Below are 22782 nucleotides of genomic sequence, written 5' to 3'. Positions count from 1 at the left end.
TGCTGCCCAGTCTACTGACGGGACGTAAACAGCTCGCGATTGTACGGATTTGCCAACGGAATCTGATCAATGGCCCTGGAATTCACCCTGAACCACGCAGCCCCGGCCTCGGCCGAGTGCGATTGCGTCATCGTCGGCGCCTACGCCGACCAGACCCTGAGCCCGGCGGCACAGGCCCTGGACACCGCGTCCGGCGGGCGCCTGTCGGCCCTGATCGCCCGCGGTGACGTGGGCGGCAAGACCGGCAACACCACCGCACTGCACGATCTGCCCGGCGTCGCCGCCGCACGCGTGCTGGTGGTCGGGCTCGGTGAGCCGGCCAAGTTCGGCGTGCCGCAGTACCTCAAGGCCGTCGGCGACGCCAGCCGCGCCCTGAAGAGCGGGGTCAACCACCACGCGCTGTTCACCCTGACCGAGATCGAGGTCAAGGGCCGCGATGCCGCCTGGAACATCCGCCAGGCCATCATCACCGCCGACCACGCCGCCTACCGCTACAGCGCCACGCTGGGCAAGAAGAAGGCCGACGAGCCGGGCCTGACCAGGCTGGCGATTGCCGGCACCGATGCCCAGGCGCTGGCCCAAGGCCAGGCCATCGCCGCCGGCGTGCAGTACGCCCGTGAGCTGGGCAACCTGCCGCCGAACGTCTGCACCCCGGCCTACCTGGCCGAGTCCTCGGTCACCTTCGCCCAGGCCCATGAAGGCGCCGAAGCGGAGATCCTGGACGAGCAGCAGATGGAAGCACTGGGCATGGGCTCGCTGCTGGCCGTGGCCCGTGGTTCGGCCAACCGCCCGCGCCTGGTCGTGCTGAAGTGGAGCAACGGCGGCGCCGCCAAGCCCTACGTGCTGGTCGGCAAGGGCATCACCTTCGATACCGGTGGCGTCAACCTGAAGACCCAGGGCGGCATCGAAGAGATGAAGTACGACATGTGCGGTGGCGCCAACGTCATCGGCACCTTCGTCGCGGCCGTCACGGCCAAGCTGCCGCTGAACCTGGTGGTGGTGGTGCCGGCGGTCGAGAACGCCATCGACGGCAATGCGTACCGCCCGTCGGACGTGATCACCTCGATGTCGGGCAAGACCATCGAAGTCGGCAACACCGACGCCGAAGGCCGCCTGATCCTGTGCGACGCGCTCACCTACGCGCAGCGCTTCGAGCCGGCCGCGCTGATCGACGTGGCCACCCTGACCGGCGCCTGCCTGGTCGCCCTGGGCCACCAGACCGCTGGCCTGATGACCAAGCATGATGACCTGGCCAACGAGCTGCTGGCCGCCGGCGAGCACGTGTTCGACCGCGCCTGGCGCCTGCCGCTGTGGGACGAGTACCAGCCGATGCTGGATTCCAGCTTCGCCGACATCTACAACATCGGCGGCCGCTGGGCCGGTGCGATCACCGCCGGCTGCTTCCTGTCGCGCTTCACCGAAGGCCAGCGCTGGGCCCATCTGGACATCGCCGGCGTGGCCAGCGATGAAGGCAAGCGTGGCATGGCCACCGGTCGCCCGGTCGGCCTGCTGAGCCAGTGGCTGCTGGACCAGGTCGCCCACGCCTGATGCCCTGCCCGATCGCGGCCGCCTCCGGGTGGCCGCGATCCCGCCCGGCCTGGCGCCGGGTTCTCCCTCCGCTCCAGGCCCTGCCATGTCCCGTGCTGATTTCTACCTGATCGCCAAGCCCCGCTTCCTGACCGAGCCGTTGCGGCTGGTCTGCGAACTGGCCCGCAAGGCCAACGACGCCGGGCTGTTCACCCTGGTGCTGGCGCGCGACCAGGCCCAGGCCGAGGAGCTGGACGAGCTGTTGTGGTCGTTCGACAACGATGCCTACATCCCGCACCAGATCGCCGGCGAAGACATGGACGAGGAAGAGGCGCTGGTGCTGATCGCCGTTCCCGGCACCGAGGCCCCGGCCCGGCCGCTGGTGATCAACCTGCGCGACGACCCCTACCTGGCCGCCTGCGACCGCGTGCTGGAAGTGGTCCCGGCCGACCCGGAAGCGCGCGAACCGCTGCGCGAGCGCTGGCGCCAGTACAAGGCACTGGGCTTTGACCTGAACAAGTACGACATGTAACCCGCGCGGCGCCCGCCCGGTCGCCGCCGCCCCCGGAGACCCTTGATGCGCCTGCTGATCGCCCTGATCTTTCCCTGGTTCGCCTTCTTCACCATCGGCCGCCCGATCGCAGGCATCCTCTGCCTGATCCTGCAGATAACACTGATCGGCTGGCTGCCCGCCGCGATCTGGGCCGCCTACGCGGTCTCACAGTTCCATACCGACCAGAAGATCCGTCGCGCCTTAGGGCGCTGAGCTTCCGGCACCCCCACCTTCCGTATTCGATCCTTGGTTCCCGCATGACCCAACTCGCCTCCAGCTACGACCCGAAAACCTTTGAAACCGCGTTGTACGACGCGTGGGAGAAGGCCGGCCACTTCAAGCCGTCCGGCAAGGGCGAGCCGTACACCATCCTGCTGCCGCCGCCGAACGTGACCGGCACGCTGCACATGGGCCATGCCTTCCAGCAGACCCTGATGGATGCGCTGGTGCGCTACCACCGCATGCGCGGCTACGACACGTTGTGGCAGGTGGGTACCGACCACGCCGGCATCGCCACCGAGATGGTGGTGTCGCGCAACCTCGCCCTGGCCGGCCAGGGCGAGACCCGCGATTCGCTGGGCCGCGACGGCTTCATCGGAAAGGTGTGGGAGTGGAAGGCGCAATCCGGTGACACCATCGAGCGCCAGATGCGCCGCCTGGGCACCTCCAGCGACTGGTCGCGCAGCACCTTCACCATGGACCCGCAGCCGTCCGAAGCGGTGATCGAGGCCTTCGTGCGCTGGCACGAGCGGGGCCTGATCTACCGCGGCCAGCGCCTGGTCAACTGGGATCCGGTGCTCAAGACCGCCATCTCCGATCTGGAAGTGGAGAGCGTGGAGGAAGACGGCTTCCTGTGGTCGATCAGCTACCCGCTGGCCGATGGCAGCGGCACCCTGACCGTGGCCACCACCCGCCCGGAAACCATGCTGGGCGACACCGCGGTGATGGTGCACCCGGACGATGAGCGCTACGCGCACCTGATCGGGAAAATGGTCAAGCTGCCGCTGACCGACCGCGAGATTCCGGTGATCGCCGACGATTACGTCGACCGCGAGTTCGGTACCGGCGTGGTCAAGGTCACGCCCGCGCACGATTTCAACGATTACCAGGTCGGCCTGCGCCACAACCTGCCGATGATCAACCTGTTCACTCCGGCGGCGGCGATCAACGACAACGCCCCGGAGAAATACCGCGGGCTGGACCGCTACGAAGCACGCAAGGTGATCCTGGCCGAGCTGGAAGACCTGGGCATCCTGGTCGAGACCAAGGCACACAAGCTGCAGGTGCCGCGCGGCGACCGTACCCAACAGGTGATCGAGCCGTACTTGACCGACCAGTGGTTCGTGAAGATGGATGTGCTGGCCAAGCGTGGCCTGGAGCTGGTCGAGAACGGCAGCATCCAGTTCGTCCCGGCCAACTGGATCAACACCTACCGCCACTGGATGGAGAACATCCAGGATTGGTGCATCAGCCGCCAGCTGTGGTGGGGGCACCGCATTCCGGCGTGGTTCGACGAGGCGGGCAACTGCTATGTCGGCCGCGACGAAGCCGAAGCGCGCGCGAAGAACAACCTCGCCGCCGACCTCGCCCTGCACCAGGACAGCGACGTGCTGGAGACCTGGTTCTCCTCGCAGCTGTGGCCGTTCTCCACGCTGGGCTGGCCGAACGAGCAGGCCATGCAAGCGCGCGGTTTCGAGCGCTACCTGCCGTCGGCGGTGCTGGTCACCGGGTTCGACATCATCTTCTTCTGGGTGGCCCGCATGATCATGGCCACCGACAGCTTCACCGGGAAGATTCCGTTCAAGGACATCTACATGACCGGCCTGATCCGCGATTCGCAGGGCCAGAAGATGTCCAAGTCCAAGGGCAACGTGCTCGACCCGCTGGACATCATCGACGGCATCTCGCTGGAGGACCTGGTCGCCAAGCGCACCACCGGCCTGATGAAGCCCAAGGATGCGCCGAAGATCGAGAAGGCGACCCGCCGCGAATTCCCCGAGGGCATCATCGCCCACGGCGCCGATGCGCTGCGCTTCACCATCGCCGCGCTGGCCACCCACGGCCGCGACATCAAGTTCGACATGAACCGCGCCGAGGGCTACAAGAACTTCTGCAACAAGCTGTGGAACGCCAGCCGCTTCACCCTGATGAACACCGAGGGTGGCAGCTTCACCGGCGTACCGCAGCCGCGGACCGATGCCGAGCGCTGGATTCTCGCGCGCCTGGCGGCGGTCTCGGCCGAAGCGCAGACGCATTACGCCAACTACCGCTTCGACCTGCTGGCGCAGAGCCTGTACGAGTTCGCGTGGAACGAGTTCTGCGACTGGTTCCTGGAGCTGACCAAGCCGGCCCTCAACGGTGCCGACGCCGACGATGCCAACAGCACCCGTCACACCCTGCTGTACGTGCTTGAGGCACTGCTGCGCCTGCTGCACCCGTTGACGCCGTTCGTCACCGAGCAGCTGTGGCGCCAGGTCGCCCCACGCCTGGGCATCACCGACGACACCATCTCGCTGCGGCCGTATCCGACCGCCGAGGAGTTCGCCGGTGATTTCGCCCGCGCCGAGGCCGACGTGGAATGGCTGAAGTCGATGGTCAATGCGCTGCGCCGCGTGCGCAGCGAGTTGAACGTGCCGCCGTCCAAGCTGGTGCCGCTGCTGCTGCAGGGCGGCAACGACGACGATCGTGCACGCATGACCCGCTTCACTTCCTCTCTCTCGTTCCTGCTCAAGCTGGAGCGCATCGAGTGGCTGGCCAACGGCAGCGACACGCCGCCGGCCGCCGCCGCGATCGTGGGCGATCTCACCCTGCTGGTGCCGCTGGAGGGCCTGGTCGATCTGGGTGCCGAACGCGCGCGCCTGGACAAGGAAATCGCCCGGGTGGAATCGGAGAAGGAAAAGAGCGAGACCAAGCTGGCCAAGTTCACCGACAAGGTGCCGGCGGCGGTGGTCGAGCAGGAGCGCGTGCGCCTGGTTGAATGGACCGCGCAGCTGGATGGCCTGCGTTCGCAGCGCGCGAAGCTGTAAGCGCCGGATCACGGTAGAGCCACCCCATGGGGGCTCTACCGTGGGCCGATGACGCATAAAGGGCCTGCCCGCGCGGTTACCCGGGCGCGAAAGCCGCCCATCTGCGGCATCATGCGGCTTCGCCCATGGAATGAATGACCGCCGACACGATGTCGCTGTCCATCTTCTGCATCGTGCTGTTCGCCGCCCTGCTGCATGCCGGCTGGAACGCGATCGTCAAACGCGGCACCGACACGCTGCTGACCACGATCCTGGTCACCGGCTCGGCCGCGGTGATCGCCGCGATCGGCCTGCCATTCGTGCCCGCCCCCGCCGCCCAGAGCTGGCCGTGGCTGGCGGCTTCGACCCTCCTCCAGGTCGGATACTACGTACTCGTCGCACGCACCTACCAGCTGGCCGACATGAGCGCGTCCTACCCGCTGATGCGGGGTTGCGCGCCGCTCCTGGTCGCGCTGATCAGCACGCTGTTGCTCGGCGAGCGCCTGGCCTGGATCGCCTGGAGCGGGATCGCGCTGATCTGCGTGGGCATCCTGTGCATGACCCGCGGCACCTCGCGCCAACACCTCTGGCTGCCGCTGCTCAATGCCGGTGTCATCGCCACCTACACGCTGATCGATGGCTGGGGCGCACGCCACTCGGGCGCCGCGGTGAGCTACACGCTGTGGCTGTTCCTGCTCGCCGGCCTGCCGTTGCCGCTGTGGGCGCTGTGTACCCGGGCCGGCGCGCTGCGTGACTATGCGCGCCGCAACTGGGGCTACGGCATCATCGGTGGCATCGGCACGCTGGTCTCGTACGGGCTGGCGCTGTGGGCCATGACGGTCGCGCCGATCGCGATGATCTCCGCACTGCGCGAAACCTCGATCCTGTTCGGGATCCTGATCTCGGCCTGGCTGCTGCGCGAGCGCGTGACCCGCCAGCGCTGGATCGCCGCCGGCTTGATCGTGCTCGGCGCGGTGGTGCTGCGGATGGCGTAGAGCCACGCTGTCAAAGCGGCGGCATCACCTGGATATCGTCGTCGACCAGTTCGATGGCCATCACCAGCGCATCCTCGCGTCCCTCGCGGGCGGGGTAGTAGCGCGGCCGGCGACCGATCTCGTTGAAACCCTCGCTGTGGTAAAGCGCCACCGCCGGGGTATTGGACGGCCGTACTTCCAGGAACACGCGGTGCGCACCGTGGTCACGCGCCAGCTTCACCAGCGCGCGCAGCAGATGGCGCCCATGGCCGCGCGACTGGCACAGCGGGTCCACGCAGATGTTGAGGATATGGGCTTCATCGGCGGCGATGCTGAGCAGGCCGTAGCCCATCAGCAGGCCGTCCTCTTCCATCGCCAGGCCGGGATAACCGGCACGCAGGCAATCCTGGAAGATGCCGCGGGTCCATGGGTACGGATAACCACGCACCTCGATCGCCATCACCGCATTGAGGTCGCTTTCGCGCAGCGCGCGCAGCGAGAACGGTCGTGGCGAGCTCACCGCACTCACGGGCGGTTCTTCCTGCGCAGGGCACGCAGCTGCGGCCACAACGCGCGCTTGGCGGCGGCACTGCCGCGCAGTTCGTCCAGATTCCAGCTGGCCATCAAGGCCTGGGTGTCCGGCTCGGCCGGGTTGCAGCCGGAAGCGCGCAGCAGGGCGATCTGCAGCCGATCAGGCATCCGCACCGCGGCGCGCCGGCCACCTCCCGTGCGCGCCGGTGTCACGTCCGGCGGGGCGACGGGACTGTCTTCTTCCACCGTGCGCGGAGCACCGCGCCGTACCGGGGTGGGCGCCTCCGCCGATGGCGCCGGCCGCGCTGGGCGCACCGGCGCCGACGGCTCGGCCAGCGGGGCCGCGTGCAACTCGATCTCCGGCACCGCCACGGCCTCGGGCGCGACACTGCCGTCGACGAACACCGTGTAGCCCATGGCCTGCAGCCAGGACTGCTGCGCCGGCGACCACAATGGCGGCAGCGCCTGCCCGCTCACGCGCTCGGCTCGACCGTCTTGCGGGTGCGCTGCCACAGCCAGTACCCCGGGCCGGACAGGGCGTACACCACGCCGACTGCGAACAGCACGCGCGGCAGATCGATGACCATGATCGCAATGGCGATCGGGACCAGGGCCAGCGCCAGGAACGGCACGCGATCCGCGCGCGGCCCCTTCTCGCCACTGCCCTTGAAGCTCCAGAAGCGGATCCGGCTGACCATCAGCAGGGCCGCGATCAGGGTCACGCCGAGCGCGACATAGCGCAGCTGGTTGCCGTCCCAGCCCAGGTTGCCATCGGCGAAGGCCCAGACGAAGGACATCATCAGGCCGGCGGCGGCCGGGCTGGCCAGGCCGATGAACCAGCGCTTGTCGACCACGGTGACCTGGGTATTGAAGCGGGCCAGGCGCAGCGCAGCGCAGGCGGCATACAGGAAGGCGACCGCCCAGCCGACGCGACCGAGCACCGGGTCGTCGAACTTCAGCCAGGACAGCGACCAGTGGTACATCACCAGGGCCGGGGCCATGCCGAAGCTGACCAGGTCGGCCAGCGAGTCGTACTGCACGCCGAATTCGCTGCTGGTCCCGGTCAGCCGGGCCACGCGGCCGTCCAGGCCGTCCATGACGGCCGCGACGAACACGGCGATGGCGGCATTGACGAAGTCGCCGTTGGCCGCGGCGATGATCGCGTAGAAGCCGGCGAACAGGCCTGCGGTGGTGAACAGGTTGGGCAGCAGATAAATGCTGCGCGAGCGCGGCGGGGGTTTCATTTGATCCATGCGGCCAGTTTAGTGGCTGCGGTGCCCTTTGGGGCAGTGCCGGGTGCCGGGCCGGCGGGATCGGCTTGCCAGCACCGGCCCGGGGTGCTGCAATCGCCGCTCTGTCCCGAGTCCGGAGTTGCCATGCGTGCCCTGTCCCGTCTGAGCGCCCTGTTGCTGCTCGCCAGCGCCACGGCCAGCGCCGGCACTGTCTACAAGTGGAAAGACGCCAACGGCGTGACCCAGTACTCGGAGAAGCCGCCGGCCGGCCAGAAGTACGAAGCCCGCCAGCTCGAGAGCCGGGACCCGGCACCCCGTGCGGCCGCTGCCGCGCCGGCCGAGAACACCGCCTGCACCACCGCCCGCGGCAATCTTGCCCTGCTCGATGGGCCGGGCAAGGTCATGCAGGACACCGACGGCGATGGCAAGGCCGATACCGCCCTGACCGACGAACAGCGCAGCGCCCAGAAGGGCTTGGCCGAGGCCGCCATCCAGGCCTACTGCACACCCAAGGCCTGAGCCGCCGGCCGCGGCCGAGGGCCCAAAACCACCGGCAGCACCCATCGCGGCGGCCGGACTGGCAGAATATCGGCTTCTGCCGTTCAGCGAAGCCGACGATGCGCCTCTCCCAGTTCCACCTGCACACCACCAAGGAAACCCCCAGCGACGCGGAGCTGACCAGCCACCGCTTGATGCTGCGCGCGGGCATGATCCGCAAGCTGGCCTCGGGGCTGTATACCTGGTCGCCGCTGGGCCTGCGCGTGCTGCGCAAGGTCGAGCGCATCGTGCGTGAGGAAATGGAACGTGCCGGCGCAGTGGAATTCCAGATTCCGACGATCCAGCCCAAGGAACTGTGGGAAGCCACCGGCCGCTGGGAAAAGTTCGGCCCGCAGCTGCTGAAGATCAAGGATCGCAAGGAGCAGGTGTTCTGCTACAGCCCGACCGCCGAAGAGGCTGCCGCCGATTTCGCGCGCCAGGAACTGTCCAGCTACAAGCAGCTGCCGGTCAATTTCTTCCAGATCCAGACCAAGTTCCGCGATGAAATCCGCCCGCGTTTCGGCGTGATGCGCGCGCGCGAATTCCTGATGAAGGATGCGTATTCCTTCCACCTGCACGATGAGTGCCTGGTGCGCGAGTACGAAAACATGAAGTCGGCGTATGCCCGCATCTTCACCCGCCTCGGCCTGGACTTCCGCATGGTGCAGGCGGATTCCGGCGCGATCGGTGGCGACGCCTCGCAGGAATTCCACGTGATCGCCGACTCCGGCGAAGACGCGCTGGTGTTTTCCACCGGATCGGATTACGCCGCCAACATGGAAGCGGCCATCGCCGCGGCCCCGGGCGAACGCGCGGCCGCCAGCGAAGCACTGCGCAAGGTCGACACACCCACGCAGAAAACCTGCGAGGCCGTGGCCGCCCTGCTCGGCCTTGGCCTGGAGCGCACGGTCAAGTCGATCGCGATCATGAGCGAGGGCGGCTTCGTGCTGGCGCTGGTGCGCGGCGATCACGACGTCAATGAAATCAAACTGGGCAAGGTCGAGGGCCTGCAGGGCTATCGCATGGCCAGCGAGGCGGAGATCGCCACGCACCTGGGCAGCCAGCCCGGCTTCCTCGGCCCGCTCAATCCGGCCCGGCCGGTCCGCATCGTGGCCGACCGCGAAGTCGCCGCGCTCGCCGATTTCGTGGTCGGCGCCAACGAAGCTGGTTTCCACATCGCCGGCGTCAACTGGGGCCGCGACCTGCCCGAGCCGGAAGTGGCCGACATCCGCAACGCCAAGGCCGGCGACCGCGCCGCCGATGGCGGCGAACTGAAGATCGCACGCGGCATCGAAGTGGGCCACGTGTTCCAGCTTGGCCGTCAGTACGCGCAGGCATTGAATGCGACCGTGCTCGACGAGAACGGCAAGGCCGCGGTATTGGCGATGGGCTGCTACGGCATCGGCATTTCGCGCATCGTCGCCGCGGCGATCGAGCAGAATCATGACGACGCCGGCATTATCTGGCCCGACGCGATGGCGCCGTGGCAGGTCGTGGTGTGCATGATCAACCCCAAGCAGGACGAGACCGTCTCGTCCACCGCCGCCGACCTGTTGGCGCAGCTGCAGGCCGCCGGCCTGGACGTGGCGCTGGACGACCGCGGCCTGCGCCCGGGCGCGATGTTCGCCGATATGGAACTGATCGGCGTGCCGCACCGGATCGTGGTATCCGAACGCGGCGTCGCCGCCGGCACGTTCGAGTACCGCGCCCGCAGCGCGGCCGAAGCGGAGGTCCTCGACAGGGACGCACTGCTGGCTAAATTGACGAAGTAATGACAAAGGCCGGGTGAGTAACCCGGCCTTTTCAATGGCGCACCCGGTTTCAATATCTCCGGTTTGTTTGTGTATTTCGCAAAAGAGAATGTATGCTGTTTCCGATGCCAAGGACCGGCTCACCCTGTCCTTAATATATTGCGGAGTAGTAGATGAGCATTGACCTGAGCGGCCTGTCCGCCAAAGAGCTGGGCGCGCTGATCAAGAACGCCAAGAAGCAGCAGACCATCGTGGCCAAGCGCCCGGCGATCACCAAGGTCCGCGCACAGCTGACCAAGCTGGCCAAGGCCCAGGGCTATTCGGTGGAAGAACTGTTCGGCGGCGCTGCCCCGGCCGCGCGTGGCCGCGCTGCGAGCAAGGCCACCAAGGCCCCGGCCAAGGCCGTGCGCAAGCTTGGCAAGGTCGCCCCGAAGTACCGCAACCCGGCCAACCCGAAGGAAACCTGGACCGGCCGTGGCAAGCAGCCGCGTTGGCTGGCCGCGCATACCGCCAAGGGCAAGAAGGTCGAAGAGTTCCTGATCAAGAAGTAAGCCGGTCAGTCACTGCCGCACATGAAAACGCCGGCCTCGCGCCGGCGTTTTCATGTCCGCAGGGTCGGCCGCGCGCCGGGGCGGGCGCGCGGTGGACGGACGCTCAGAGATTCTTGCGTGCCGGGATCAGCAGGTTGCCGAACAACAGGCCGGCCACCAGGGCCATCACCACGTTGAGCACGGTCATCAGCACGGTCTGGCCGGCGCTCATGTCCTGCTGCTGGACCAGCGTCAGCACGCCGCGCAGGCTGGTGCTGCCGGGCACCAGCATGATGATGCCGGGCAGGCGGATGATCGCGCCCGGGCGCTGCGCCAGGCGACCGAACAGATTGCCGGCGGCGGTCAACAACATCGCCGACATGAAAATGCCCGCCGGTATGCCCCAGGCCTGGCCCGCGAACTTGGAAATCGCATAACCGGCTACCGCCGCGGCCATCACCCATGGGAAGTCACGACGGTTGGCCTTGAACAGCATCGCGAACGCGAACGCGGCCAGCAGCAGCGCCCCCCATTCGACCCAATCGGCCTGCGGTCGCGACGCACGGACCAGGGGTTCAAGCCCGACGATGCCGGACAGGGTCACCGCGATCACCGCGCCCACCGTCAGTTTCAGGATCGTGGTCACTGCGCCGGCAAACCGCGCCGTGCCCGAGACCCAGTGCTGGCTGGCCAGCTCATTGACCGCGTTGGTCAGCGACATCCCGGGCAGCAGCACCACCAGCGAGGCGATGATCACCGTGTTGAGGTTGAGCGCCCCGATGAAGGAGGCCACCAGCGTCGCCACCGAACCGGCCAGCAGCGCCGCCAGGGCTTCGTTGGCTTCGCGCGTGGCCGGGCGACGGTCGGTATACATGCCCATGACGCCGATCAACAGGCCGATCACGCCGGCGGTGGCGATATCCAGCCACGGCAGTTTCCACAGGCCGGCCACGCCCGCTGCGCCGAGGCTGTAGGAGAGAATCGTGCGGACCTTGCCCCAGCGGCCGGGATCCTTGTCCAGCTGGCGCAGGGCGGTATGCCCCTGCGCGATGCTCATGGTGCCATTGGCCACCGCATCGGTGATCTGGTCGGCGATGCTGAGTTTATGCAGGTCGTTCTCGCCCGGTGCCAGCCGGATCACGCGGGTGATGTCCGACGAACCGATCGCCTTGGTCGGGTCGCTGAAACTCAGGATCAGCCCGGTCGGGTTCGACCACGGCTCGCAATCCAGGTCCAGCCGCTGCGCCAGCGCGACCACGGCCGCTTCCAGTCGCTGCGCGGTGGTGCCATAGCTGTGCAGGCGCCCGGCCATTTCCGAAACGAAGGCCACGCGCTGTGCGTAGGTGGCCGGTGGTGCAACGATGGTGGGGGCGTCGGCAGACATGCGCCGTAGTATTACCCGAACACGCCCCGGCCTGAAGAATCCCGGTGTCAGCGTGCGCCGGCGTGCAGGCGCGGGCGGTACGGACCGACGCGTTCAGCCTGCTCCGGCGCATACGCGAGCCATGCACCCGGACAGGTTATGCTGCGCGCAGGACGCCTACATGACCTCAGACCAAGCCCCCCATCTCGAGCAGGATGCCCAGGACCCCGGCCTGATCCGGTTGTCTGGCCATTGGACATTGCGCACCGCGCTGGACGCGGCCGAAGTGCTGCGCGGCCTTCCGGAGAAAGTGACCGGACTGGACGCCAGCGGGATCACCCTGCTCGACTCGGCCGGCGTGCTGCAACTGCTGCGAGTCGCCCACCGGGCCGATCTGGGCGAGGAGGCAGTGACGTTCCGCGAGGAACATCGCGCACTGGTCTCCACCATCGAGGAAGTCGCCGACGACCGGCCCAAGGCCAAGCGCGACTTCGGCGTACTGGCCGCGCTGGAGCGGCTCGGTGTCAGCGTGCATGGCATGGGCCACAACATCGTGGCGCTGGCCAGTTTCCTCGGCGAGAACCTGGTCAAGGGTGCGCGCCTGGTCAAGGAACCGCGCCGTTTCCGGCTTACCGCCACCGTCGCCCAGATGGAGCAGGTCGGCCTGGACGCGGTGCCGCTGGTGGCGCTGCTGTCGTATCTGGTCGGCGCGGTGATCGCCTTCCTCGGCTCGACGATCCTGCGCGACTTCGGTGCGGAGATCTACGTGGTCGAACTGGTCAGCATCGCCTTCCTGCGCGAGTTCGCGGTGCTGTTGACCGCGATCGTGCTGGCCGGCCGCACCGCCAGTGCGTTCACCGCGCAGATCGGTGCGATGAAGGCGCGCGAAGAAATCGACGCGATGAAAACGCTCGGCCTGGACCCGGTCGACCTGCTGGTGCTGCCGCGCCTGATCGCCCTGCTGATCACGCTGCCGCTGCTGACCTTCATCGCGATGGTCGCGGGTCTCGCCGGTGGCATCACCGTAGGTGCGTTCGATCTGGATATCCCGCCGCAGATGTACATCGCACGGATGCACGACACCATGGAAGTGCGCAACATGCTGGTCGGCCTGTCCAAGGCCCCGGTGTTCGCCCTGGTGATCGGCCTGATCGGCTGCCTGGAAGGGCTGAAGGTCGAAGGCACCGCGCAGTCGGTTGGCGAGCGCACCACCTCCAGCGTGGTGCAGGCGATTTCGCTGGTGATCATCCTCGACGCGTTCGCCGCGCTGTGGTTCATGAAGATGGGCTGGTAACCGATGAGCACCGACACCGCCCCGGCCCCTGACCGCGACGAAGCCGCCACCGGCGACGGTGAGCTGCTGATCCGCGTGCGCGGGCTGACCAACCGTTTCGGCGCACAGGTCGTGCATGACGGGCTGGACCTGGATGTGCGTCGCGGCGAGATCCTCGGCGTGGTCGGCGGCTCGGGCACCGGCAAGTCGGTGTTGATGCGCAGCATCCTCGGCCTGCGCGCACCCGATGACGGCCAGATCGAGGTACTCGGCGTCGACGCCCGCTCCAGTGACCCGGCCAATCGCCTGCATATCGAGCGCAACACAGGCGTGCTGTTCCAGGATGGCGCCCTGTTCTCCTCGCTGACGGTCGGCGAGAACGTGCAGGTGCCGCTGAAGGAACACCACGGCGAACTGCCCGAGCGCTGGCATTACGAGCTGGCCCTGCTCAAGGTGAAACTGGCCGGCCTGCCCGCCGATGCGATCAACAAGCTGCCCTCGCAGCTGTCCGGTGGCATGCGCAAACGCGCCGGCCTGGCCCGGGCGCTGGCGCTGGACCCGCCGCTGCTGTTCCTGGATGAGCCCACCGCCGGGCTGGACCCGATCGGCGCGGCCGCGTTCGACCGGCTGATCAAGACCCTGCAGGAAGCGCTGGGCCTGACTGTCTTCCTGATCACACACGATCTGGACACCCTGTATGCGATCTGTGACCGGGTGGCGGTGCTGGCCGACAAGAAGGTCATCGCCAACGCCCCGCTGCACGAGATCGAACAACTGGACCACCCGTGGATCCAGGAGTATTTCCACGGACCGCGCGCGCGTGCTGCGCGCGATGCAAAGCACGAGAGCGAGTAAGCCATGGAAACCAAAGCCAATTACGTCCTGATCGGCGCCTTCACCCTGGTAGTGGGCCTGGCGCTGCTGGCCTTCGGCCTGTGGGCCGCCAAGTACTCCTCCGACCGGACCTGGACGGAATACCGCGTGGTGTTCCGCGAGGCCGTCACCGGCCTGTCGGTGGGCAGCCCGGTGCAGTACAACGGCATCGCGGTCGGTTCGATCACCGAGTTGAACCTGGTCCCGGACGATCCGCGCCAGGTGGTCGCGCGGATCCGCCTGAACTCCAATACGCCGGTCAAGACCGATACCCGTGCCAAGCTGGCGATCACCAGCCTGACCGGCCCGTCGATCATCCAGCTCAGTGGCGGCACGCCGCAGTCCGCCGCCCTGACCGCGGTCAACAAGGACCCGGCCCCGATCATCCCGACCACGCCGTCGGCACTGCAGAACATCACCGACGTGGCCAACCGGATCGTCGAACGCATGGACCAGGTGCTCAGCGACCGCAACGTGGCCAGCATCAACGCAACCCTGGCCAACCTGGAAACCATCAGCGGCGGCCTGGCCGATCGCGACCAGGGCACCCAGGCGCTGCTGCTCAGCGCGCGCGACGCCGCCCGCAGCCTGGATGTCACCCTGAAGAGCACCAACGGCACGATCCAGCGGCTGGACAAGAACCTCGTGCAGCAGCTGCCGCCGATCCTGGACAAGCTGGAGACCACGCTGAGCAAGCTGGACTCGGCCGCCGGCAATGCCGACTCGATCCTTGGCGAGAACCGCGCCGCGATCAACAGCTTCGCCAACGATGGCCTGGCCCAGCTCGGCCCGACCCTGACCGAGCTGCGCGGCCTGATCCGCGACCTGCGCCGGGTCAGCGACCGCCTGGACAACAACCCGGCACGCTACCTGCTCGGCCGTGACGCACCCAAGGAGTTCGAACCCAAATGAGCCGCCCGACCTTCTTCCGGCCCCTGCTGCCGGTCGCCCTGATCGCCGCGCTTGGTGGCTGCTCGCTGCTGGGCAGCAACGAGCGCAGCGCGGTGACCATCTATTCGCCCGTGGTCCGCATCCAGGCCGACCCGAGCTGGCCGACCGTGGATTGGCAGCTGGTGCTGGTCAAGCCCAGCGCCGCGCGCGTGGTCGACAGCCCGCGCATCAACGTACGCCCGACCCCCTCCGAACTGGAGGTCTACAAGGGCGTGAGCTGGGCCCAGCCGGCCACCGACATGCTCGACGACGCGCTGGTGCGCGGCTTCGAGGATTCCGGCCGCATCAACGGCGTGGCCCGGGTCACCACCGGCATCCGCGCCGACTACAAGCTGGCCATGGACGTGCGTCGCTTCGAAGCCGACTACCGCGGCCAGGCCACGCCGACCGCGCTGATCGAAGTCAACGCGAAACTGATCCACGTGGTCGACCAGCGCGTCGTCGCTGATCGTACGTTCCGCCAGGAAAACCCGGTGGGCAGCACCGACGTCGCCCAGGTCACCGCCGCGCTGGAAAAGGGCCTGCAGACGCTGACCACGAACGTGGTGGGCTGGACGCTGGTGACCGGCGAGCAGGATCACGCCCGCGCTGCGGTCACGCCGACCCGGGTGCGGTAATCCAGCGGAAGGTCAGATTGAGGCGCTCGGCCAGTGGTCGCGCGCTTTTGGGCAGGGAATGCTGGTAATGGCGCTGGGTCTGCCCGCCCATCACCAGCAGATCGCCATGGTCCAGCAGCACCTTGGCTTTTTTGGCATGGTCGTCCCGGCGCCGCAGCAGGAACCGCCGCCCCGCACCCAGGCTCAATGACGCGATCACGGGCGCCGGTCCCAGTTCGGGCTCGTTGTCACTGTGCCAGCCCATCCCGTCATCACCATCGCGATAGCGATTGAGCAGCACGCTGTTGAACGGCGCGCCGCAGAAGGTTGCCAGCTGATCGCGCAGCGGCAGCAGCGCCGGATGCCAGGGCTCGGGCACGAACGCGGTGCCGGAATAGCGGTAGCGCGCGGCCGGGTCGCCCATCCAGCAGCTCATCCGCGGGGAATCGACCTGGCGGCCGAAGATGCGGATCTTGTGCACTTCCCACGGGACGCCGTCGCGGAGCGTGTGCTGGAGGGTGTCGGCGGCGTCACGGGGTAGCCAGTGGCGATGCCAGTACACCTGGGCGTCGGGAAGGTGGAGATCCATGGGTGAACGCTAGCACGTGCGGATTTGCCCGTGCGCAGGCAAACCCCGAGAATGGCGGCCAACCCGTTGTGCCGCTGGAGCCCGCATGCTTGCTGTCGTTTTTCCCTGGATCGAGGTCCGTCGCGCGTGAGCACGACCAAGACCAAGCTGCGCCAAGCGCTCTTCATGGCACTCCGCACCGGATTTCGGGCGTTGCCGCTGTCCGATGACCAGCGTGATCGGCTTCGCGCGCGCTTCCTGCGCGATCACGGCGACTGGGTCCCGCCACCGCCCCGCGGCCACATCGATGCCACGGCCGCGGCTGCCCAGCGCCCGCTGCAGCGCGCCGATGAGGCTGCGATCGGCTACGTACCGCATCGGGTGGATACCTTGCCCGCGCAGCTGCCCGCGACGCTGGTGGCGTTCTACCTGCCGCAGTTCCATCCGTTCGCCGAGAACGATGCGTGGTGGGGCAAGGGGTTCACCGAATGGCGCAACGTCACCCGCGCCCTGCCCCAATTCGAGGGCCACATCCAGCCGCGCCTGCCCGCTGACCTGGGGTTCTATGATCTGCGCAATCCGCAGATCATGCGCGACCAGGCGCAGCTGGCCAGCGAGTACGGCATCGGCGCGTTCTGCTTCTACTACTACTGGTTCAGCGGCACCACATTGATGGAGGACCCGCTGCACCAGTGGCTGACCGATGACAGCATCGACCTGCCATTCTGCTTGTGCTGGGCAAACGAGAACTGGGCACGGCGCTGGGACGGGCGCGACGAGGATATCCTGATCGGACAGCAGCACAGCGCCGAAGATGACCTAGCCTTCATCGCCCACGTCGCCGCCTACCTGCGTGACCGCCGTGCATTGAAGGTTGACGGTAAGCCCATGCTGCTGGTCTATCGTCCACACCTGTTGCCCGATGCGCGCGCCACCGCCCAGCGCTGGCGGCAGTGGTGCCTGAACAACGGCATCGGCGAGATTCACCTGGCGTATGTCCAGGGCTTCGAACGCCCGGATCCGCGTGACATCGGCTTCGACGCGGCTGTCGAGTTCCCGCCGAACATGAGCAACCCTCGCTCGCTCACGGCCAACCAGTACCTGATCAACCCGGATTTCGAGGGCGACGTGCGCGACTGGCGTGAGCTGGCCACAGAAATGGCCGCGCGCCCGCTACCGCCCTACACACTTTATCCGGGGGTCAATCCTGGCTGGGATAACGAAGCGCGCCGCTCCGGAAAGGGCCGCGTCTACCTGCATGCCTCGCCGCGCGGCTACGGCGATTGGTTGTCGGCCACCTTGCACACGCGCCTGGCCGCGGTGCCGGCCGACCGGCGGATGGTGTTCATCAACGCATGGAATGAGTGGGCCGAGGGCGCGGTGCTGGAGCCCGATGCGCGGCTGGGGCATGCATATCTCGATGCAACACGGCGCGCATTGAGAGAGCCGCAAGCGCCTGTGGCAACCGAGGCCTATGCCGTAATTGAGACGATCAATCCAGCTCGGCTTTCAAGCGCATTGGAGCAGTTGGGCGAGAGCCTGAGCATCCGACGGATCTTCGTCGTCACTACGCGGGCAGCAAGCCCGGCCCTGGCGCCTCTCCTCACCGGAAAGCAGCCAACGGGGAGAGTCGAACTGGTGGTGTCCGACGCGGCACCTCTAGTGTCGTTCCTGCAGATCGTGGATCGCCTGCCTGGGCAGCAACAGGCCTCGGTGCTCCGACTGCAGTTGGACAGGGAACCATCGACGCAGGACGGCGCACTCCAGAGTACGTTGACCGCATTGTCCGGGTCTGCGACCGAGAGCGCTTTGGCGGCGCTCGCCAGCGATACGTCTCTCGGCATGTTGTGGATCGGCACGAGCGAGGCCGGGCAATTGCACGCGGAGGCCACTGAATGGTCGCGCGTCCGCGCACGCATTGGGATCACGGGCACGCCTCCCAGCCGGGCGCGTACCCGTGCGCCACTGCATTACTGGATCAAGCTGCAGGCCTTGCGGCCGATCCTGGACGCACATCTGCTGCCAAGCGAGTTGCAAGCAGTTCCGACAGGCTCACCTGCCATGTTCGCCCAGGTCTTGGAGGTCATGCTTCCCGAGGTGGTCGCCGATGCGGGCTTCACCTGCCTGGCCCAGCAGAGCTAGTCGGCCGGACAGGACGATCCTGGCGGTTTGCCTGGATCGTCCACCGAGTTACCCGCCGTGGAACGCCACGCCGGTCTTTTCCTTCAGCTCATCGATACCCACGCCCGGGGCCGCCTCGACCAGCACGAGGCCCTTGTCAGTGACGTCGAATACGGCCAGGTCGGTGATGATGCGATCGACCACACCAACACCGGTCAGCGGCAGATTGCACTCGGACAGAATCTTGTGCTCGCCATTCTTGGCGATGTGCTCCATCAGCACCACCACACGCTGCACGCCGGCGACCAGATCCATCGCCCCCCCCATGCCCTTGACCATCTTGCCGGGCACCATCCAGTTCGCCAGGTCGCCCTTGTCGGTGACCTGCATCGCACCGAGGATGGCCAGGTTGATGTGGCCGCCGCGGATCATCGCGAAGCTGTCGTGACTGCCGAAGTAGCTGGCACCCGCACGTGCGGTCACCGTCTGCTTGCCGGCGTTGATCAGGTCGGCGTCGACCTCGTCTTCGGTCGGGAACGGGCCGATGCCGAGCAGGCCGTTTTCGGACTGCAGCCACACGTCCACGCCGTCGGGGATGTGGTTGGCGACCAGGGTCGGCAGGCCGATGCCCAGGTTCACGTAGGCGCCGTCGGTCAGTTCGCGTGCGGCGTGCTGTGCCATTTCATCGCGGGTCCAGGCCATTTCAGTTCGCCTCCTGGCGGACGGTACGCTGTTCGATACGCTTTTCAGGGTGTGCGTTGTGCACGATGCGGTGCACGTAGATGCCCGGCAGATGCACCTGATCCGGGTCGATGCTGCCCACCGGCACCACCTCTTCCACTTCCACGATGCACAGTTTGCCGGCCATGGCGCAGGCCGGGTTGAAGTTGCGGGCGGTCTTGTGGAACACCAGGTTGCCGGCTGCGTCGGCCTTCCACGCCTTGACCAGCGCGATGTCGGCGCGCAACGCGGTCTCCATCACGTAGTGTTTGCCGTCGAACTCGCGGGTTTCCTTGCCTTCGGCCACCACCGTGCCGTAGCCGGTGGCGGTGAAGAAGGCCGGGATGCCCGCGCCACCGGCACGCAGGCGCTCGGCCAGGGTGCCCTGCGGGTTGAACTCCAGTTCCAGCTCACCGGCCAAGTACTGGCGCTCGAACTCCTTGTTCTCGCCCACGTAGGACGAGATCATTTTCCGGATCTGCCGGGTTTCCAGCAGCTGCCCGAGGCCGAAGCCATCGACACCAGCGTTGTTGGAGATCACGGTCAGGCCCTTGGCACCGGTATCGCGCAGTGCCGCGATCAGGGCCTCGGGAATGCCGCACAGGCCGAACCCGCCGACCGCCAGGGTCTGGCCATCGGCGATGGCACCTTGCAGCGCCTCGGCCGCACTGGCGTACTGCTTGCCACGTCGCCCGGCGTTGTCTGGGGACTTGCTCATCTACGCCCTCACCTCGTTGATGTAAGCCGGCATTGTAGCCATTGCCCGGGGGCATTCCCCGCCCTGGGGCCCGGCACCGACCGGATGCGCCCGGTGAAAACGATTCCCATACATGGCAGCAGCTAAACTACTGCGCTGACTGTCAGAAGGACTGAATAGATGACGCTCCCCGCATTCAAGGCGTACGACATCCGCGGCCGGGTTCCGGATGAACTGAACGAAGATCTGGCCCGCCGTATCGGCGTGGCACTGGCCGCGCAGCTGTCGCCCGGCGCGGTGGTGGTGGGCCACGATGTCCGCCTGACCAGCGGAGCGCTGCAGGATGCACTGGCCGCCGGCCTGCGCGGCGCCGGCCGTGAGGTGCTCGACATCGGCCTGTGCGGGACCGAGGAAGTCTATTTCCAGGTGGATCACCTGCAGGCGGCCGGTGGCGTCATGGTCACTGCCAGCCATAACCCGATGGATTACAACGGCATGAAGCTGGTCAAGGAGCAGGCGCGTCCGATCAGCTCCGATACCGGCCTGTTCGCGATCTCCGATGCGGTCGAAGCCGACCAGGCACCCGCTGCCGAGCCGCGCGCCGGCCTGCAATCGCAGCCGGACAAGAGCGCCTACATCGCGCATCTGCTGAGCTACATCGAGCCCAAGGCGCTGAAGCCGCTGAAGCTGGTGGTCAATGCCGGCAACGGCGGGGCGGGCACGATCGTCGACCTGCTCGCCCCGCATCTGCCGCTGGACTTCATCCGCATCTGCCATGAGCCCGATGGCAGCTTCCCGAACGGCATCCCCAATCCGCTGCTGCCGGAGAACCGCGAGCTCACCGCGCAGGCCGTGCGCGAGCACGGCGCGGACTTCGGCATTGCCTGGGATGGCGATTTCGACCGCTGCTTCTTCTTCGACCACAACGGCCGCTTCATCGAAGGCTACTACCTGGTCGGCCTGCTCGCCCAGGCGATCCTGGCGCGCCAGCCGGGCGGCAAGATCGTGCACGATCCGCGCCTGACCTGGAACACGGTGGAAATGGTCGAGGAAGCCGGTGGCCAGCCGGTGCTGTGCAAGAGCGGCCATGCCTTCATCAAGGAAAAGATGCGTTCGGAAAATGCCGTCTATGGCGGCGAGATGAGCGCACATCACTATTTCCGCGAGTTCGCCTACGCCGATTCCGGGATGATCCCGTGGCTGCTGATCGCCGCACTGGTGTCCGAGTCCGGTCGTTCGCTGGCCGATCTGGTCGAAGCGCGCATGCAGAAGTTCCCGTGCAGCGGTGAGATCAACTTCAAGGTCGCCGACGCCAAGCGTTCCGTCGCCCGCGTGATGGAGCACTTTGCCGCGCAGGCACCTGCGCTGGACCACACCGATGGCATCAGCGCCGATTTCGGCGACTGGCGCTTCAACCTGCGCAGCTCCAACACCGAGCCGCTGCTGCGCCTGAATGTTGAAACCCGCGGCGACGCAGCACTGCTGCGCGCACGCACCGATGAACTTTCCCGGTTGATCAAGGACGCCTGAGGCGACTGCCCATGCCAGACCTTCTCCCCGTCATCCTGTCCGGCGGCTCCGGCACCCGCCTGTGGCCGTTGTCCCGCGAGTCCTACCCCAAGCAGTTCCTGGCGCTTGCCGGCGACCAGACCATGCTGCAGGCCACCTGGCAACGGGTGGCGCCTATTGCTGGTCGGGCACCGCTGATCGTCGCCAACGAAGAACACCGGTTCGTGGCTGCCGAGCAGCTGCAGCAGCTCGGCGTGCAGCCGCAGGCGATCCTGCTGGAGCCGGTGGGCCGCAGTACCGCGCCGGCGATCGCGGTGGCCGCGCTGGAAGCGACTCGCGATGGCGACGATGCGCTGCTGCTGGTGCTGCCGTCGGATCATGTGATCGCCGACGAGACCGCGTTCCGTGCCGCCGTGCTGCGTGCGGTGCCGGCGGCCGAATCGGGCAAGCTGGTGACCTTCGGCATCGTGCCGACCGGCCCGGAAACCGGCTACGGCTACATCAAGGCGGCCTCGGGCGGCGACGTGCGCACCGTGGATCGGTTCGTGGAAAAACCGGATGTGGAGACCGCGAGCGCCTACGTCCAGTCCGGTGAGTATTTCTGGAACAGTGGCATGTTCCTGTTCAAGGCATCGCGCTTCCTGGCCGAGCTGGAGAAGTTCCATCCGGCCATGCTCGCCGGCAGCCGCACCGCCTGGCAGCAGGCCCGCCGCGACAGCGATTTCACCCGCCTGGACAAAGAAGCCTTTGCCGCGGTCCCGTCGGACTCGATCGATTATGCGGTGATGGAAAAGACCGCCGATGCCGTGGTCGTGCCGCTGGATGCCGGCTGGAACGACGTGGGTTCGTGGACGGCGCTGCGTGACGTGTCCGAACAGGATGGAGAGGGCAATGCGCACCACGGCGACGTGATCGCGATCGATTGCCGCAACACCTTCGCCTACGGCGAGCGCCTGATCGCGCTGATCGGCCTGGACGACGTGATCGTGGTCGAGACCGACGATGCGGTGATGGTGGGCAAGAGCGACCGCATGCAGGAGATCAAGCAGGTGGTGGCGCGGATCAAGGCCGAGGGCCGTCCCGAAGCGACCTGGCACCGCAAGGTATACCGCCCGTGGGGCGCCTTTGATTCGATCGACAGCGGTGCCCGTTTCCAGGTCAAGCGCATCACGGTCAAGCCGGGCGCGACGCTGAGCCTGCAGATGCACCACCACCGCGCCGAGCACTGGATCGTGGTCAGTGGCACGGCCGAAGTCACCCGTGGCCAGGACGTGCTGCTGCTCACCGAAAACCAGAGCACCTACATCCCGCTGGGCGTAACCCACCGCCTCAAGAACCCGGGCAAGCTGCCGCTGGAACTGATCGAAGTGCAGTCCGGCAGTTATCTGGGCGAGGACGACATCGTGCGGTTCGAGGATACGTACGGTCGTACCTGAGCACGCGGATGATCCAAGAAAAAACCCGGCCAAGG

The 22782-nt window shown here is 67.0% G+C and carries 21 protein-coding genes and 1 pseudogene; 15 read left to right on the top strand and 7 right to left on the bottom strand.

Annotation, left to right across the window (positions count from 1 at the left end; all coding sequences use genetic code 11):
* Positions 1–69 precede the first annotated feature (69 nt).
* From AC07WC_RS01035 to AC07WC_RS01015, 5 genes are all read left to right on the top strand, one after another.
* On the top strand, positions 70–1548 hold the full coding sequence (locus AC07WC_RS01035) for a leucyl aminopeptidase (RefSeq protein ID WP_495208410.1): 1479 nt from the start codon (positions 70–72) through the stop codon (positions 1546–1548).
* A gap of 85 nt (positions 1549–1633) precedes the next feature.
* The gene (locus tag AC07WC_RS01030) at positions 1634–2059 is read left to right on the top strand and encodes a DNA polymerase III subunit chi (RefSeq protein WP_495208409.1); all 426 of its coding nucleotides are present in this window, start codon (positions 1634–1636) and stop codon (positions 2057–2059) included.
* Positions 2060–2104: 45 nt separating this feature from the next.
* Positions 2105–2293, top strand: coding sequence for a YqaE/Pmp3 family membrane protein (locus tag AC07WC_RS01025; RefSeq protein WP_088432079.1), 189 nt, complete (start codon positions 2105–2107; stop codon positions 2291–2293).
* A gap of 44 nt (positions 2294–2337) precedes the next feature.
* On the top strand, positions 2338–5106 hold the full coding sequence (locus tag AC07WC_RS01020; RefSeq protein WP_495208408.1) for a valine--tRNA ligase: 2769 nt from the start codon (positions 2338–2340) through the stop codon (positions 5104–5106).
* Between the two features lie 149 nt (positions 5107–5255).
* Positions 5256–6080, top strand: coding sequence for an EamA family transporter (locus AC07WC_RS01015; protein WP_495208755.1), 825 nt, complete (start codon positions 5256–5258; stop codon positions 6078–6080).
* 10 nt (positions 6081–6090) lie between these two features.
* Here the strand turns inward: AC07WC_RS01015 and rimI are convergent, their stop codons facing one another.
* Genes rimI through pssA form a run of 3 tightly spaced genes read right to left on the bottom strand, consistent with a single transcriptional unit; the run spans position 6091 to position 7843 of the window.
* A complete protein-coding gene (gene rimI / locus AC07WC_RS01010; RefSeq protein WP_495208407.1) occupies positions 6091–6588 on the bottom strand; it encodes a ribosomal protein S18-alanine N-acetyltransferase in 498 nt (165 codons plus the stop codon).
* Positions 6585–7067, bottom strand: a complete 483-nt coding sequence (locus tag AC07WC_RS01005; protein WP_495208406.1) for a hypothetical protein — start codon at positions 7065–7067, stop codon at positions 6585–6587. The genes rimI and AC07WC_RS01005 overlap by 4 nt, the downstream gene beginning before the upstream one ends.
* Complete coding sequence (gene pssA / locus AC07WC_RS01000) at positions 7064–7843, bottom strand: CDP-diacylglycerol--serine O-phosphatidyltransferase (protein ID WP_495208405.1); 780 nt, start codon at positions 7841–7843, stop codon at positions 7064–7066. Before pssA ends, AC07WC_RS01005 begins: the two co-directional genes overlap by 4 nt.
* 123 nt (positions 7844–7966) lie before the next feature.
* On the opposite strand from pssA, the gene AC07WC_RS00995 reads away from it, so the two are divergent.
* From AC07WC_RS00995 to AC07WC_RS00985, 3 genes and pseudogenes are all read left to right on the top strand, one after another.
* Positions 7967–8341: a DUF4124 domain-containing protein gene (locus tag AC07WC_RS00995; RefSeq protein ID WP_495208404.1), complete on the top strand. Its 375-nt coding sequence runs from the start codon at positions 7967–7969 to the stop codon at positions 8339–8341.
* 98 nt (positions 8342–8439) lie between these two features.
* The gene (locus AC07WC_RS00990; RefSeq protein ID WP_495208403.1) at positions 8440–10131 is read left to right on the top strand and encodes a proline--tRNA ligase; all 1692 of its coding nucleotides are present in this window, start codon (positions 8440–8442) and stop codon (positions 10129–10131) included.
* Between the two features lie 152 nt (positions 10132–10283).
* Positions 10284–10658 (top strand): annotated as a pseudogene (locus tag AC07WC_RS00985) (H-NS histone family protein); the annotation flags it as partial.
* A 106-nt stretch (positions 10659–10764) separates the two neighbouring features.
* Here AC07WC_RS00985 and AC07WC_RS00980 read toward each other — a convergent pair.
* Positions 10765–12024: a threonine/serine exporter family protein gene (locus tag AC07WC_RS00980; RefSeq protein ID WP_019182566.1), complete on the bottom strand. Its 1260-nt coding sequence runs from the start codon at positions 12022–12024 to the stop codon at positions 10765–10767.
* A 121-nt stretch (positions 12025–12145) separates the two neighbouring features.
* Here AC07WC_RS00980 and AC07WC_RS00975 point away from each other — a divergent pair, with 121 nt between their 5' ends.
* The 4 genes from AC07WC_RS00975 to AC07WC_RS00960 are packed head-to-tail and all read left to right on the top strand — an operon-like array spanning position 12146 to position 15717.
* Positions 12146–13297: an ABC transporter permease gene (locus AC07WC_RS00975; RefSeq protein WP_495208402.1), complete on the top strand. Its 1152-nt coding sequence runs from the start codon at positions 12146–12148 to the stop codon at positions 13295–13297.
* Positions 13298–13300: 3 nt separating this feature from the next.
* Positions 13301–14131: an ABC transporter ATP-binding protein gene (locus AC07WC_RS00970; RefSeq protein ID WP_495208401.1), complete on the top strand. Its 831-nt coding sequence runs from the start codon at positions 13301–13303 to the stop codon at positions 14129–14131.
* Positions 14132–14134: 3 nt separating this feature from the next.
* Entirely contained in the window at positions 14135–15061 is a 927-nt protein-coding gene (locus tag AC07WC_RS00965) for an MlaD family protein (protein WP_121042588.1), read from the top strand.
* Positions 15058–15717 carry an ABC-type transport auxiliary lipoprotein family protein gene (locus AC07WC_RS00960; RefSeq protein ID WP_495208400.1) on the top strand — a complete coding sequence of 220 codons (660 nt, stop codon included), beginning with the start codon at positions 15058–15060 and terminating at the stop codon, positions 15715–15717. Before AC07WC_RS00965 ends, AC07WC_RS00960 begins: the two co-directional genes overlap by 4 nt.
* Here AC07WC_RS00960 and AC07WC_RS00955 read toward each other — a convergent pair.
* Complete coding sequence (locus AC07WC_RS00955) at positions 15695–16285, bottom strand: alpha-ketoglutarate-dependent dioxygenase AlkB family protein (protein ID WP_495208399.1); 591 nt, start codon at positions 16283–16285, stop codon at positions 15695–15697. The genes AC07WC_RS00960 and AC07WC_RS00955 overlap by 23 nt on opposite strands.
* Positions 16286–16450: 165 nt before the next feature.
* Here AC07WC_RS00955 and AC07WC_RS00950 point away from each other — a divergent pair, with 165 nt between their 5' ends.
* Positions 16451–18406, top strand: coding sequence for a glycoside hydrolase family 99-like domain-containing protein (locus AC07WC_RS00950; protein ID WP_495208754.1), 1956 nt, complete (start codon positions 16451–16453; stop codon positions 18404–18406).
* Between the two features lie 48 nt (positions 18407–18454).
* On the opposite strand, the gene AC07WC_RS00945 is transcribed toward AC07WC_RS00950, so the two are convergent.
* Both AC07WC_RS00945 and AC07WC_RS00940 read right to left on the bottom strand, forming a co-directional pair.
* Positions 18455–19087 (bottom strand): CoA transferase subunit B, encoded by a 633-nt coding sequence (locus AC07WC_RS00945; protein WP_495208398.1) that lies wholly within the window; start codon positions 19085–19087, stop codon positions 18455–18457.
* Between the two features lies 1 nt (position 19088).
* Complete coding sequence (locus AC07WC_RS00940; protein WP_495208397.1) at positions 19089–19823, bottom strand: CoA transferase subunit A; 735 nt, start codon at positions 19821–19823, stop codon at positions 19089–19091.
* Between the two features lie 159 nt (positions 19824–19982).
* Here AC07WC_RS00940 and AC07WC_RS00935 point away from each other — a divergent pair, with 159 nt between their 5' ends.
* Together AC07WC_RS00935 and AC07WC_RS00930 are read left to right on the top strand one after the other, a co-directional pair.
* Entirely contained in the window at positions 19983–21332 is a 1350-nt protein-coding gene (locus AC07WC_RS00935) for a phosphohexomutase domain-containing protein (protein WP_495208396.1), read from the top strand.
* Positions 21333–21343: 11 nt separating this feature from the next.
* Entirely contained in the window at positions 21344–22747 is a 1404-nt protein-coding gene (locus tag AC07WC_RS00930; protein ID WP_495208395.1) for a mannose-1-phosphate guanylyltransferase/mannose-6-phosphate isomerase, read from the top strand.
* Positions 22748–22782 lie beyond the last annotated feature (35 nt).

Source organism: Stenotrophomonas sp. GW821-FHT01H02A (genome assembly GCF_059422145.1).
The sequence above is the reverse complement of the archived record's forward strand: the minus strand, read 5'-3'. Positions and strand labels throughout refer to the sequence as shown.